7 protein-coding genes, 4 tRNA genes, 3 rRNA genes and 1 pseudogene are annotated in these 15157 nt (G+C 50.5%); 10 read left to right on the top strand and 5 right to left on the bottom strand.

The features are described 5' to 3' along the window. Positions 1–14 precede the first annotated feature (14 nt). Positions 15–749 (bottom strand): outer membrane protein assembly factor BamD, encoded by a 735-nt coding sequence (bamD, locus tag RFN81_RS00930; protein ID WP_264497392.1) that lies wholly within the window; start codon positions 747–749, stop codon positions 15–17. Positions 750–883: 134 nt separating this feature from the next. On the opposite strand from bamD, the gene rluD reads away from it, so the two are divergent. From rluD to RFN81_RS00980, 10 genes are all read left to right on the top strand, one after another. Further along, positions 884–1849 carry a 23S rRNA pseudouridine(1911/1915/1917) synthase RluD gene (gene rluD / locus RFN81_RS00935; protein ID WP_264497393.1) on the top strand — a complete coding sequence of 322 codons (966 nt, stop codon included), beginning with the start codon at positions 884–886 and terminating at the stop codon, positions 1847–1849. Positions 1850–1903: 54 nt separating this feature from the next. Further along, positions 1904–2629: a purine nucleoside phosphorylase YfiH gene (yfiH, locus tag RFN81_RS00940; protein ID WP_264497394.1), complete on the top strand. Its 726-nt coding sequence runs from the start codon at positions 1904–1906 to the stop codon at positions 2627–2629. Positions 2630–2762: 133 nt separating this feature from the next. Next, entirely contained in the window at positions 2763–5339 is a 2577-nt protein-coding gene (gene clpB, locus RFN81_RS00945; RefSeq protein ID WP_264497395.1) for an ATP-dependent chaperone ClpB, read from the top strand. A 486-nt stretch (positions 5340–5825) separates the two neighbouring features. Further along, positions 5826–7365 (top strand): 16S ribosomal RNA (locus tag RFN81_RS00950). Between the two features lie 72 nt (positions 7366–7437). Next, positions 7438–7514, top strand: a tRNA-Ile gene (locus RFN81_RS00955). A gap of 42 nt (positions 7515–7556) precedes the next feature. Beyond that, positions 7557–7632: transfer RNA gene (locus RFN81_RS00960), tRNA-Ala, on the top strand. Between the two features lie 218 nt (positions 7633–7850). Then, a 23S ribosomal RNA gene (locus RFN81_RS00965) occupies positions 7851–10756 on the top strand. A 215-nt stretch (positions 10757–10971) separates the two neighbouring features. Next, positions 10972–11087: ribosomal RNA gene (rrf, locus tag RFN81_RS00970) — 5S ribosomal RNA — on the top strand. Together the 16S, 23S and 5S rRNA genes with 4 tRNA genes alongside form the textbook arrangement of a ribosomal RNA operon. A 52-nt stretch (positions 11088–11139) precedes the next feature. After that, positions 11140–11216 (top strand) — tRNA-Asp (locus tag RFN81_RS00975). A gap of 48 nt (positions 11217–11264) precedes the next feature. After that, positions 11265–11340: transfer RNA gene (locus RFN81_RS00980), tRNA-Trp, on the top strand. Positions 11341–11694: 354 nt separating this feature from the next. Here the strand turns inward: RFN81_RS00980 and RFN81_RS00985 are convergent. From RFN81_RS00985 to RFN81_RS01000, 4 genes and pseudogenes are all read right to left on the bottom strand, one after another. After that, positions 11695–11895: pseudogene (locus RFN81_RS00985) on the bottom strand (IS3 family transposase); the annotation flags it as partial. Positions 11896–12074: 179 nt separating this feature from the next. Beyond that, positions 12075–12836 (bottom strand): amino acid ABC transporter ATP-binding protein, encoded by a 762-nt coding sequence (locus tag RFN81_RS00990; protein WP_264497396.1) that lies wholly within the window; start codon positions 12834–12836, stop codon positions 12075–12077. A gap of 8 nt (positions 12837–12844) precedes the next feature. After that, positions 12845–13939: an amino acid ABC transporter permease gene (locus RFN81_RS00995; protein WP_264497397.1), complete on the bottom strand. Its 1095-nt coding sequence runs from the start codon at positions 13937–13939 to the stop codon at positions 12845–12847. Between the two features lie 9 nt (positions 13940–13948). Next, entirely contained in the window at positions 13949–15127 is a 1179-nt protein-coding gene (locus tag RFN81_RS01000) for an amino acid ABC transporter permease (protein ID WP_264497398.1), read from the bottom strand. Positions 15128–15157: the final 30 nt, after the last annotated feature.

Below are 15157 nucleotides of genomic sequence, written 5' to 3' on the forward strand. Positions count from 1 at the left end.
CACTAATTGATTCTTTACGCCGGATTGGCAGCGATGATTTTGGCCACTTTGTCTGCTTGCGCGGCTAACTGTAACTCACGGTAAGCATTTTCCATCAACGGCAAAGCATTTTTTGTTGCCTGAGTGTCGGGGTAGTCACGCAGCATTTGCTCGACACGATTAACTACTGCCACATAAGCGCCGCGTTTCGTGTAGTATTGCGCGACAGAGAGTTCATATTTAGCCAAGCGCTCTTTAAGATAGACTAAACGTTTGTTTGCGTCAGCAGCGTATTGACTGTTCGGATACCCTTGAATGAGTCTGCTGAAATCCCGAAACGCGGTGCGCGCATATTGCGGGTCGCGATCGGAACGATCGACACCGAAAAAGCCCTGCAATGCGCTATCGTCCAGCGCCATGTCGGTAAGGCCACGCATGTATAGGACATAATCCACGTTCGGATGCGTTGGGTTAAGCCGTAGAAAACGGTCGATCGACGCTTGAGCTAATGGCAGTTCTGCGGATTTGTAATAGGCATAGATCAAATCCAGCTGGACTTGCTGCGAATAGGGGCCAAACGGATATCGGTTATCCAGTGCTTCCAACTGTGTGATAGCAGCGCTAAAGTTGCCATCCTGCAGTTTTTGCTGAGCATTAGCATAGATTTCAGATGGCGGACTATCAGGAACCGCATCTTTGGAATTGCTGGAGCAACCTGCAAGCGCCAGGCTCAACGTGGCGGCCGCCGCCAGATATTTCATACGCGTCATGACGTTTTGATTATCCTCAGAATGTTATTCCGGGAGACTGTCCGTTAAGCTCCCGATGTAGACCAGCTACAATAGTACATTATTTTAAACGGCGTCGCCGTCAAAACCCAACGTTAACGAAGAAGCTGCATAACATGGCACAACAAGTACAACTCACCGCAACGGTGACCGAATCTCAACTCGGACAACGTTTAGATCAGGCTTTGGCCGAATTGTTCCCTGATTATTCACGATCTCGCATAAAAGAGTGGATTCTTGAGAACCGAGTACAGATTAACGGCAATGTCACCAATATGCCAAAAGAGAAAGTACTTGGTGGTGAATTCGTAGCAATTGATGCGTTGATTGAAGAAGAGGTTCGTTGGGAAGCCCAGGATATCAAGTTAGATATTGTGTATGAAGATCAAGATATTCTGGTTATCAATAAACCTAGGAATCTGGTGGTTCATCCTGGCGCGGGTAACCCGGATGGCACGATATTAAATGCCTTGTTACATTATTATCCTGCTATCGCTGATGTGCCGCGTGCCGGGATTGTGCATCGACTTGATAAAGATACCACCGGCCTTATGGTCGTCGCTAAAACCGTCCCCGCCCAGACGCGTTTAGTGGAGACGTTACAAGCGCGCGAAATTACCCGGGAGTATGAAGCTGTCGCGATTGGTTCTATGACAGCCGGTGGCATGGTCGATCAGCCTATCGCGCGCCATGCGACTAAACGTACTCATATGGCGGTACATCCGATGGGTAAGCCCGCGGTAACACATTATCGCATCATGGAGCATTTTCGTGCGCATACGCGGTTACGGTTGCGGCTGGAAACGGGGCGCACCCATCAGATTCGCGTGCATATGGCGCACATTAACCATCCTCTTGTTGGCGATCCCCTGTACGGTGGACGTCCTCGCCCGCCTAAAGGAGCCTCTGAGGAACTTATTACCATGCTGCGAGGGTTCGATCGCCAGGCTCTGCACGCAACTATGTTACGTCTATACCATCCTATTACTGGCATTCACATGGAATGGCATGCGGAATTGCCGCAAGATATGGTCGATCTGGTTGACGCGCTGAAAGCGGATACAGAAGCGTTTCAGGATTAACGCGACGGGTGATCTTCTAATACGACGAGTGTTGATTTAAAGAGGTGCTTGACCATGTTGATCTATCCCGATTGGCCTTTACCCGATCGAGTAAAATCTTGCAGTACAACGCGTCGCGGCGGGCATAGCATGGAACCTTATGATTCATTGAATTTAGGGAACCATGTGGGCGATGAGCCCGCGCGTGTTACTGCAAATCGGCAAGCTCTGATTGAGATGGCTGGCCTCCCAGCCATGCCGCATTGGTTGGAACAGGTGCACGGCACCGATGTGATTCGTCTTGGGGATGAGCCACCCGCATCCGTGCGAGGCGATGCGGTTTATACAGATATTAAAGGGCAAGTGTGTGCCGTAATGACGGCAGACTGTTTGCCCGTGCTCTTTTGTGCCCTTAACGGTTGCGAAGTTGCTGCTGCGCATGCTGGTTGGCGAGGGTTGCATGCCGGCGTGCTGGAGGAAACGCTAGCCTGTTTCCGTGCCCAACCTGCTCAGATAATGGCATGGCTGGGGCCCGCTATCGGGCCCGATGCCTTTGAGGTTGGCACTGATGTGAGGGAGGCATTCATCCAACATGATTTGGCCGCAGCTTCTGCATTTCGTCCTGCAGGAAATAAATTTTTTGCTGATATCTACCAACTGGCAAGCTTGCGTTTACGGGCTGCAGGAGTAACAAAAATTTTTGGTGGAGGCGCTTGCACAGTAAGCGAGTCTCACAAATTTTTCTCTTATCGTCGTGATAGCATCACTGGCCGTATGGCAAGTTTAATCTGGCTGATATAACCTATTGAATTAAGGCGATCCAGAGCAAGTAACATTGAAATCCCGTCATAATTGGCAAAATAACCTTGAAATTTTTGAGGGATGACCTCACTTAATCTCCAGTAGCAATTTTGACCAGTGTATGGGAGGAGTTATGCGTCTGGATCGTCTTACCAACAAATTCCAACTTGCTTTAGCTGATGCTCAGTCTCTTGCCCTCGGACGCGACCACCAGTTTATTGAACCCCTTCACTTGATGAGTGCTTTATTGCATCAAGATGGCGGGACAGTCGGCCCGCTTTTGACCGTTGCCGGCGCCAACCTTAATCATCTTAAAACTGAAATAGATCAAGCGCTCACTCGTTTGCCACAGGTTGAGGGCACTGATGGCGATGTCCAACCGTCAAGTGAACTTGTGCGTGTATTAAATATGTGCGACAAGCTGGCACAGAAACGTGGCGATACTTTTATCTCTTCGGAACTTTTTGTGCTCGCCGCCCTAGAGTCTCGTGGAACGTTAGGCGATATATTGAAAAAGGCGGGGGTTACGCAGGAAAGCGTAACAAAAGCCATCGATCAAGTCAGAGGTGGGGATCAAGTGAACGATCAAGGGGCCGAAGACCAGCGTCAGGCGCTGAAGAAATTCACCATCGACCTCACGGAACGCGCGGAGCAAGGCAAACTCGATCCCGTGATTGGACGGGATGAAGAGATTCGTCGTACGATTCAGGTCCTACAGCGTCGGACTAAGAATAATCCGGTATTAATTGGTGAACCCGGTGTCGGTAAAACTGCGATTGTCGAGGGGTTGGCGCAGCGTATCGTTAATGGTGAAGTGCCCGAAGGCTTGAAAAACAAGCGCGTGCTTTCACTCGACATGGGGGCGTTGGTCGCCGGGGCGAAATATCGTGGCGAGTTTGAAGAGCGCTTAAAAGGCGTGCTTAACGATTTGTCTAAGCAGGAAGGAAACGTCATCCTGTTTATCGATGAGCTCCATACCATGGTGGGTGCAGGTAAAGCCGATGGCGCGATGGATGCCGGGAATATGCTGAAACCGGCTCTGGCTCGTGGTGAGTTACATTGCGTGGGGGCGACAACACTGGATGAGTATCGCCAGTATCTTGAAAAAGATGCCGCGTTGGAACGTCGTTTCCAGAAGGTATTTGTGGCGGAGCCGACTGTTGAGGATACGATCGCAATTCTGCGTGGGCTGAAAGAGCGCTATGAATTGCATCATCATGTTCAAATCACTGACCCGGCGATTGTCGCAGCAGCCATGCTATCGCATCGTTATATTGCCGATCGCCAGTTGCCCGATAAGGCGATCGACCTGATTGATGAAGCAGCTTCCAGCATCCGTATTCAGATTGATTCGAAACCAGAGCCTCTTGATCGGTTGGAGCGTCGTATTATCCAGCTTAAGCTAGAACAGCAGGCATTAAAGAAAGAATCTGATGAAGCTAGCCTGAAGCGGCTTGAATTGCTGAGTGCTGAGCTTGAGCAAAAAGAGCGCGAGTATTCCCAACAAGAGGAAGAATGGAAAGCGGAGAAAGCGTCACTCACCGGAACACAGAATATTAAAGCGTCCCTTGAGCAGGCGAAAATAGCACTGGAGCAGGCTCGTCGACAGGGCGATCTGGCGAGAATGTCTGAGCTGCAATACGGTAGAATTCCTGAACTTGAAAAGCAACTGGCAGCGGCGACTCAGCAGGAAGGGAAAACGATGCATTTGTTGCGTAATCGAGTGACGGATGTTGAGATTGCTGATGTGTTGGCGCGTTGGACCGGTATTCCTGTTTCTCGCATGTTAGAAAGCGAAAAAGAGAAATTATTGCGGATGGAAGACGAGCTGCATCAACGCGTAATTGGGCAGAATGAAGCCGTAGAAGCGGTAGCAAACTCTATTCGCCGCAGCCGGGCAGGGTTGTCCGATCCTAACCGTCCGATTGGGTCTTTTCTGTTTCTTGGCCCTACCGGCGTTGGTAAAACAGAACTCTGTAAAACGCTGGCGACCTTCCTCTTCGACAGTGATAACGCGATGGTTCGTATTGATATGTCTGAGTTTATGGAGAAACATTCCGTATCGCGTTTAGTCGGGGCTCCTCCTGGCTATGTCGGTTATGAGGAAGGGGGATATCTGACGGAAGCCGTACGTCGCCGTCCTTATTCCGTCATTCTATTGGATGAGATAGAAAAAGCGCACCCTGATGTCTTCAACATCCTGCTACAGGTATTGGATGATGGGCGTCTTACTGACGGTCAGGGCCGGACGGTTGATTTTCGTAATACAGTCGTCATTATGACGTCAAACTTGGGGTCTGACCTTATTCAGGAGCGCTTTGGTGAGCGCAGCTATGCCGAAATGAAAGACATGGTACTTGAAGTGGTTAGCCACAGCTTCCGCCCTGAATTTCTTAATAGAATTGATGAAGTTGTCGTATTCCATCCCTTGGGGAGGGCACATATTACGTCGATTGCGCAAATTCAGCTTCAGAGACTTTATAAGCGCCTTGAAGAGCGCGGATATAGTGTCACGATTACGGATGCGGCCTTAAATAGACTTGGGGAAGTCGGGTTTGATCCTGTCTATGGTGCGCGACCGCTTAAAAGAGCGATACAGCAGTTAATAGAGAATCCGATTGCTCAGCAGATACTAGGCGGGAAATTGATACCCGGCAAACCTATTACATTGGATCTGGAAGGGGAGCGGATAGTCGCACGCCAAGAGTAATATGAAACGGTATGTAATTAATGGGGGGGAGTCGCTAACGGATTTCCCCCTTTTTTATACTTCAAATACCAACCCCCATTTAGAGTGTGTATTAAATGTACAAAAAACGATCTTTTGGCTTGTTTTTGAACGATTGGAAATTATTCTGCATTTAGCGCTTGTCAGGCGGCGAGAAGTCCCTATAATGCGCCACCACTGACACGGCAACAGCGACACGCGGTTGTGGTGGAAAGGAAAAAGATTCAACGAAGGCAGTCAGTAATGACTTGACTTCACAGCGGAAACGCATAACATATGCGCCCGCGCCGCAGTACGCTGCGGCACTGCTCTTTAACAATTCAATCAGACAATCTGTGTGGGCACTCACAAGACCGTATCTTAACGATATAAAAAGTCTTGAAGAGTGAACAACAGTAAATTCATTACGAATAAACAGTTTTAATTCTTTGAGCATGGCTGACGAGTTCAGCAAATCAAACAAATCTTAAATTGAAGAGTTTGATCATGGCTCAGATTGAACGCTGGCGGCAGGCCTAACACATGCAAGTCGAGCGGTAACACAGAGAGCTTGCTCTCGGGTGACGAGCGGCGGACGGGTGAGTAATGTCTGGGAAACTGCCTGATGGAGGGGGATAACTACTGGAAACGGTAGCTAATACCGCATAATGTCGCAAGACCAAAGAGGGGGACCTTAGGGCCTCTTGCCATCGGATGTGCCCAGATGGGATTAGCTAGTAGGTGAGGTAAAGGCTCACCTAGGCGACGATCCCTAGCTGGTCTGAGAGGATGACCAGCCACACTGGAACTGAGACACGGTCCAGACTCCTACGGGAGGCAGCAGTGGGGAATATTGCACAATGGGCGCAAGCCTGATGCAGCCATGCCGCGTGTGTGAAGAAGGCCTTCGGGTTGTAAAGCACTTTCAGCGGGGAGGAAGGCGTGAGAGCGAATACCTTTCATGATTGACGTTACCCGCAGAAGAAGCACCGGCTAACTCCGTGCCAGCAGCCGCGGTAATACGGAGGGTGCAAGCGTTAATCGGAATGACTGGGCGTAAAGCGCACGCAGGCGGTTTGTTAAGTTGGATGTGAAATCCCCGGGCTTAACCTGGGAACTGCATTCAAAACTGACAGGCTAGAGTCTTGTAGAGGGGGGTAGAATTCCAGGTGTAGCGGTGAAATGCGTAGAGATCTGGAGGAATACCGGTGGCGAAGGCGGCCCCCTGGACAAAGACTGACGCTCAGGTGCGAAAGCGTGGGGAGCAAACAGGATTAGATACCCTGGTAGTCCACGCTGTAAACGATGTCGACTTGGAGGTTGTGCCCTAGAGGCGTGGCTTCCGGAGCTAACGCGTTAAGTCGACCGCCTGGGGAGTACGGCCGCAAGGTTAAAACTCAAATGAATTGACGGGGGCCCGCACAAGCGGTGGAGCATGTGGTTTAATTCGATGCAACGCGAAGAACCTTACCTACTCTTGACATCCACAGAATTTGGTAGAGATACCTTAGTGCCTTCGGGAACTGTGAGACAGGTGCTGCATGGCTGTCGTCAGCTCGTGTTGTGAAATGTTGGGTTAAGTCCCGCAACGAGCGCAACCCTTATCCTTTGTTGCCAGCGATTAGGTCGGGAACTCAAAGGAGACTGCCGGTGATAAACCGGAGGAAGGTGGGGATGACGTCAAGTCATCATGGCCCTTACGAGTAGGGCTACACACGTGCTACAATGGCGTATACAAAGAGAAGCGAGCCTGCGAGGGTGAGCGGACCTCATAAAGTACGTCGTAGTCCGGATTGGAGTCTGCAACTCGACTCCATGAAGTCGGAATCGCTAGTAATCGTAGATCAGAATGCTACGGTGAATACGTTCCCGGGCCTTGTACACACCGCCCGTCACACCATGGGAGTGGGTTGCAAAAGAAGTAGGTAGCTTAACCTTCGGGGGGGCGCTTACCACTTTGTGATTCATGACTGGGGTGAAGTCGTAACAAGGTAACCGTAGGGGAACCTGCGGTTGGATCACCTCCTTAGCAAGAAGATATGGATTGAGTGAAGTGCTCACACAGATTGTCTGATGAAGATAGCGAGCAGAATACCTTAATAGGCTTGTAGCTCAGGTGGTTAGAGCGCACCCCTGATAAGGGTGAGGTCGGTGGTTCAAGTCCACTCAGGCCTACCAACTCTTCCATGAGTGGTAATTAGGGTGACTGCGAGTAGCGATGGGGCTATAGCTCAGCTGGGAGAGCGCCTGCTTTGCACGCAGGAGGTCTGCGGTTCGATCCCGCATAGCTCCACCATTAAAAAGACTTCAGAGTGTATTGGAAACAGTATGCTGCGAAGTATTTTGCTCTTTAACAATCTGGAACAAGCTGAAAATTGAAACATGACAGCGGAATAATCGTGAATACCTTGGCTATTTATGGGTAAACACGGTGAATTTGTCTGTCAATGAGTCTCTCAAATAATCACAGCGCGATGATGACTTTGGTTTATCAAAGACACCTTCGGGTTGTGAGGTTAAGCGACTAAGCGTACACGGTGGATGCCTAGGCAGTCAGAGGCGATGAAGGGCGTGCTAATCTGCGAAAAGCGTCGGTAAGCTGATATGAAGCGTTATACCCGACGATACCCGAATGGGGAAACCCAGTGTGTTTAGACACACTATCATGACATGAATCCATAGTGTCATGAGGCGAACCGGGGGAACTGAAACATCTCAGTACCCCGAGGAAAAGAAATCAACCGAGATTCCCCCAGTAGCGGCGAGCGAACGGGGAAGAGCCCAGAACCTGAATCAGTGTGTGTATTAGTGGAAGCGTCTGGAAAGTCGCACAGTAAAGGGTGATAGTCCCGTACACAAAAATGCACAGGCTGTGAGTTCGATGAGTAGGGCGGGACACGTGATATCCTGTCTGAAGATGGGGGGACCATCCTCCAAGGCTAAATACTCCTGACTGACCGATAGTGAACCAGTACCGTGAGGGAAAGGCGAAAAGAACCCCGGCGAGGGGAGTGAAATAGAACCTGAAACCGTGTACGTACAAGCAGTGGAAGCCCACTAGTTGGGTGACTGCGTACCTTTTGTATAATGGGTCAGCGACTTATATTCTGTAGCAAGGTTAACCGAATAGGGGAGCCGGAGGGAAACCGAGTCTTAACTGGGCGTTAAGTTGCAGGGTATAGACCCGAAACCCGGTGATCTAGCCATGGGCAGGTTGAAGGTTGGGTAACACTAACTGGAGGACCGAACCGACTAATGTTGAAAAATTAGCGGATGACTTGTGGCTGGGGGTGAAAGGCCAATCAAACCGGGAGATAGCTGGTTCTCCCCGAAAGCTATTTAGGTAGCGCCTCGTGAATTCATCTTGGGGGGTAGAGCACTGTTTCGGCTAGGGGGTCATCCCGACTTACCAACCCGATGCAAACTACGAATACCGAAGAATGTTATCACGGGAGACACACGGCGGGTGCTAACGTTCGTCGTGAAGAGGGAAACAACCCAGACCGCCAGCTAAGGTCCCAAAGTCATGGTTAAGTGGGAAACGATGTGGGAAGGCCTAGACAGCCAGGATGTTGGCTTAGAAGCAGCCATCATTTAAAGAAAGCGTAATAGCTCACTGGTCGAGTCGGCCTGCGCGGAAGATGTAACGGGGCTAAACCATGCACCGAAGCTGCGGCAGCGACACTAAGGTGTTGTTGGGTAGGGGAGCGTTCTGTAAGCCTGCGAAGGTGGCCTGTGAGGGCTGCTGGAGGTATCAGAAGTGCGAATGCTGACATAAGTAACGATAATGCGGGTGAAAAACCCGCACGCCGGAAGACCAAGGGTTCCTGTCCAACGTTAATCGGGGCAGGGTGAGTCGACCCCTAAGGCGAGGCCGAAAGGCGTAGTCGATGGGAAACAGGTTAATATTCCTGTACTGGGTGTGACTGCGAAGGGGGGACGGAGAAAGCTAGGTTATCCGGGCGACGGTTGTCCCGGTTTAAGCGTGAAGGTGGATGACTTAGGAAAATCCGGGTCATTGTTAACACTGAGGCGTGATGACGAGTCACTACGGTGATGAAGTAACCGATGCTACGCTTCCAGGAAAAGCCTCTAAGCACCAGGTCACATCGAATCGTACCCCAAACCGACACAGGTGGTCAGGTAGAGAATACTCAGGCGCTTGAGAGAACTCGGGTGAAGGAACTAGGCAAAATGGTGCCGTAACTTCGGGAGAAGGCACGCTGGAGTTGGTGAAGTCCCTGGCGGATGGAGCTAAGACCAGTCGAAGATACCAGCTGGCTGCAACTGTTTATTAAAAACACAGCACTGTGCAAACACGAAAGTGGACGTATACGGTGTGACGCCTGCCCGGTGCCGGAAGGTTAATTGATGGGGTAAGCCGCAAGGCGAAGCTCTTGATCGAAGCCCCGGTAAACGGCGGCCGTAACTATAACGGTCCTAAGGTAGCGAAATTCCTTGTCGGGTAAGTTCCGACCTGCACGAATGGCGTAATGATGGCCAGGCTGTCTCCACCCGAGACTCAGTGAAATTGAACTCGCTGTGAAGATGCAGTGTACCCGCGGCAAGACGGAAAGACCCCGTGAACCTTTACTATAGCTTGACACTGAACCTTGAGCCTTGATGTGTAGGATAGGTGGGAGGCTTTGAAGCGTGGACGCCAGTCTGCGTGGAGCCAACCTTGAAATACCACCCTTTAATGTTTGATGTTCTAACGTGGGCCCCTGAGCGGGGTTGCGGACAGTGTCTGGTGGGTAGTTTGACTGGGGCGGTCTCCTCCCAAAGCGTAACGGAGGAGCACGAAGGTTAGCTAATCCTGGTCGGACATCAGGAGGTTAGTGCAAAGGCATAAGCTAGCTTGACTGCGAGAGTGACAGCTCGAGCAGGTGCGAAAGCAGGTCTTAGTGATCCGGTGGTTCTGAATGGAAGGGCCATCGCTCAACGGATAAAAGGTACTCCGGGGATAACAGGCTGATACCGCCCAAGAGTTCATATCGACGGCGGTGTTTGGCACCTCGATGTCGGCTCATCACATCCTGGGGCTGAAGTAGGTCCCAAGGGTATGGCTGTTCGCCATTTAAAGTGGTACGCGAGCTGGGTTTAGAACGTCGTGAGACAGTTCGGTCCCTATCTGCCGTGGGCGTAGGAAGATTGAGAGGGGTTGCTCCTAGTACGAGAGGACCGGAGTGAACGCACCGCTGGTGTACGGGTTGTGATGCCAATTGCATTGCCCGGTAGCTACGTGCGGAAGAGATAACCGCTGAAAGCATCTAAGCGGGAAACTTGCCTCGAGATGAGTCTTCCCTGGGCACAAGATGCCCCTGAAGGGCCGTTGAAGACGACGACGTAGATAGGCTGGGTGTGTAAGCGTAGCGATACGTTGAGCTGACCAGTACTAATGACCCGAGAGGCTTAACCTTACAACACCGAAGGTGTTTTGAGAGATGAAAGACGCATAGAGAATGATATTCAGCTTGTTCGAAGATTGAAGATTAAATGTTTACGCGATGGCGTGGACATAAAACAGCGCGGAGCGCTGGCCTGAGAAGGGAGGAGACAAAATCGTCGGGAACGATTTTGTACGTTGCAGAGCGACGACCCGAAGGGCGAGTCTCAGGAAGAGACGAGAAATTTGCCTGGCGGCGATAGCGCGGTGGTCCCACCTGACCCCATGCCGAACTCAGAAGTGAAACGCCGTAGCGCCGATGGTAGTGTGGGGTCTCCCCATGTGAGAGTAGGGAACTGCCAGGCTTCAAATTAAGCAGTGAGCCGGAGCAATCTGGTGATTGTAGAGAAATTCGGTGGAGCGGTAGTTCAGTTGGTTAGAATACCTGCCTGTCACGCAGGGGGTCGCGGGTTCGAGCCCCGTCCGTTCCGCCACTTATTAAAATTATGCCTGCGAATTAGCAGGCATAATAGTAAGCATTTAGGGGCGTAGCTCAGTTGGTAGAGCACCGGTCTCCAAAACCGGGTGTCGCGAGTTCGAGTCTCTCCGCCCCTGCCAGATAGAATCCTTAGCATTATTGTGAAGGATTAAGTCTTTGAAAACCCCATGTTTTTGCATGGGGTTTTATTTTATTAGTGACTGTCGGCCGCGAACGCAATATTTCTCGTCTTTACCACCCTAAGCGCGTTCAGTATCTCAATGTTGGCATCTCCTTTGGGTCCACAATGCTAACTCCGGCACGAACGTCGTTTCCATCGACGATGAGTCCCGCTAGTCCACGATACGACTGGCAAACACATCGAGAATGTGTCGCCACATACGCGAAGCCCTGCTATCCACAGCTAATCAAGTCGTTCTGCCGCAAGCATGGTCGCCTACGGACGGCAGTGTCTTTCCGGCTGGTGATGGCCCAGAACTTCTTGCCCCGGCACACCGGCAAGTCCCATGACTGCCATCAGATGCGCCACCGTGTATCTGGCCATGCTGATGCCTTCCCGCAGCAACTGACGCCAGGCCTTATGTTAATCCGTACACGCAGTGGTTTTCATCGCACACGCGCTGTATCTTCGGCTTAAACAGATCACCATGCTGTGCCCGCTGACGGCGCCTCTCTGCTCGACATATTGATGTTCTTTCTGGTGTGAGAACCTCAAGGAAACAGCACATTGAGTGGGGTGGATGATCCAAATGGTGAATTACTGTTTATATCACTGGCGCTTACACTGGGCGGGCGCATGAAAGAGGGAGGCGAGCTTGCCTCCGCCTCTTATTCGATACAGGTAAGTCTCGGACTAGTGCAGAATCTGTGACAAAAATGATTGCGTGCGCTCTGAGCGAGGACTGGAAAAGAAGATATCTGGAGACGCTTGCTCCACTATTTCCCCTTGATCCATAAAAATAACGCGATCGGCCACGGTTCTTGCAAACCCCATTTCGTGCGTTACGCAGAGCATTGTCATCCCATCCTGGGCTAACCCTAGCATAGTGTCTAGAACCTCTTTTACCATTTCTGGATCTAACGCGGATGTCGGTTCGTCAAACAACATAATCTTGGGCTTCATGCATAGCGAGCGGGCGATGGCCACACGTTGCTGCTGGCCTCCAGACAGCTGGCCTGGATATTTATGTGCATGCGCAGCGATACGCACGCGCTCCAAATAGTGCATAGCCAATTCTTCTGCCGCCTTTTTCGGCATGTGCCTTACCCAGCACGGTGCCAACGTGCAGTTTTGCAATACGGTTAAGTGTGGGAAAAGATTAAAATGCTGAAATACCATGCCGACTTCAGTGCGGATTTTTTCAATATTGCGTAAATCATTGTTTAACTCAAGGCCGTCAACAACAATCCGACCCTGCTGATGTTCTTCGAGATGGTTAATACAGCGTATGGTGGTTGATTTCCCCGAGCCGGAGGGTCCGCACAGTACAATACGTTCCCCTTGTCTGACCTGAAGATTAATATTCTTAAGCACATGAAATTGCCCGTACCACTTATTCACATTTTCTAAGGTAATCATGTGATTGGGTGATTGAGTTAATGCAGTCTGATTCATGGGTGGCCTCAGTGCGACTGGTGTCCGGTGTTAAAACGATTTTCCAGATGCTGGCTATAGCGCGACATGCTGAAACAGAAAATCCAATAGACCATTGCGGCGAAGACATAGCCTTCTGTCGACATCCCCAGCCAAGTGGGATCGACTGTAGCCTGCTGTATACTACTGAACAAATCGAAAAGGCCGATGATGATCACCAGACTTGTGTCTTTAAAGAGTGAAATGATGGTATTCACCATTCCCGGGATGACCATTTTGAGTGCTTGAGGAAGAATGACCAACCCCTGAATACGCCAGTAACCTAAGCCCAGAGATTCAGCAGCTTCATACTGCCCTTTAGGTAGCGCCTGCAAACCGCCGCGAACGACTTCGGCGACATAAGCGGATTGGAATAAAATCACGCCGACTAGCGCTCTTAATAGCTTATCAATCGTCGTGCCTTCCGTTAAAAACAGAGGCAGCATTACGGACGACATAAAAAGTACGGTAATTAGTGGTACACCGCGCCAGAATTCAATAAACACGATGGAAAGCGTACGGATAACCGGTAACGTGGAGCGTCGGCCTAATGCGAGCAATATGCCAAGTGGCAACGCACCCGCAATACCTACCGCGGCGATAATCAGCGTTAATGTGAGCCCGCCCCACTGATACGTTTCTACTCGGCTGAGCCCGCCAAAACCGCCGTAGAGCAACCACCAGGTGATGAGGGGATAAGCCACTGCCCAGACAGCGATGTAGCGCCCGCGATGGGGTATGCTTTTCAGGAACATCGGTAGAATACTGAGCAACCCGATAGCGAGCGCGAAGTTGATACGCCAAACTTCTTCCGCTGGATATAAACCGTACATAAAGTGACTGAATCTGGCATGAATGAAGACCCAGCAGGCACCATCACGTGTACAGTCACTGCGAGTAGTGCCTATCCAGTTAGCTTGAAAGATCGCCCAGTTAAGCAACGGCGGCAAAGCGATCCACAATAGCCAGAGACACAATAGCGTTAACAAGCTATTGCTGATACTTGAAAAGAGGTTAATACGCGCCCATCGCGTGGCCCTACCTAGGGGTGATAGACGACCTTGAGTACACTGATTTATCGTCATGACGCCCTCCTAGCGTTCGATTAACGCAATCTTACGGTTATATAGATTCATCAGCAGCGAGATCAGTAGACTGATAATGAGGTAGACTGACATCGTAATTGCAATGGTTTCAATGGCTTGACCTGTCTGATTGAGTACCGTACCTGCAAAGAGTGACACCATATCGGGGTAGCCAATCGCTGCGGCCAACGACGAGTTCTTCACAATATTCAGATACTGGCTGGTCAGCGGAGGAATGATGACGCGTAGCGCCTGTGGGAGGATAACCTTGCGCAGCGTAACGGGGTTTGGCAAACCGAGAGAACGCGCCGCTTCGTGTTGACCCAGTGAAACCGACTGAATCCCTGAACGAATAATTTCAGCGATAAACGACGAGGTATAGACCGAAAGCGCAATCGTCAATGCGGCCAGTTCAGGGATCAACACCATACCGCCACGGAAATTAAACCCTTTTAATTCGGGTATATCCCAATGAAAAGCACGGCCAAAAATAAGATGGCTGAGAGTGCAAAGCACCAGCAGAAGACCTAACGTCAATGGCCAGGTTCTGCGTAGTTGTCCCGTTAACGCTTGATAACGCCGATTACGCCGGAAGAAAACCCATGTCACCATTGACGTGATGAGTAGGGAAACAAAGAACGCCACTGCTCCCGGGCCTATTTCGGGAGAGGGGAGATAAAAACCGCGGTTACTAAGGAATACGGCATCAAATGCACTAAGCGACTGGCGTGGCCCTGGCAGGTTACGTAGTACGGCAAAGTACCAGAAGAAGATCTGCAATAACGGTGGGATATTACGAAATATCTCAATATAAATAGTAGATATCTTGCGTAATAGCCAGTTATCCGATAGTCGAGCAAGACCGATCGTAAAACCGAGAATAGAAGCAAATATGATGCATAATGCTGAGACTAAAAGCGTGTTGAATAACCCAACAAGAAAAACGCGAGCGTAGGTATCGCCCTGTTGATAATCAATAAGGTGTTGGACGATGCCAAAGCCCGCGCTTTTATTAAGAAAATCGAACCCAGAGGTTATGCCCCTTTGTGCCAGATTGATCACCGTATTGTGGATTAAGTAGGCTGCGGTGGCCAATACTGCAATAACGACGACAATTTGATAAAGCCAGGCGCGCACCGCTGGATTAGTCAGTGATAAACCACTTTTTACGGTTGGGCGTTGTAGCATGCTGAAACCTCGATACAAGCACTGAGGGGC

The sequence above is a fragment of the Pectobacterium cacticida genome, from assembly GCF_036885195.1.
Lineage (GTDB): Bacteria > Pseudomonadota > Gammaproteobacteria > Enterobacterales > Enterobacteriaceae > Pectobacterium > Pectobacterium cacticida.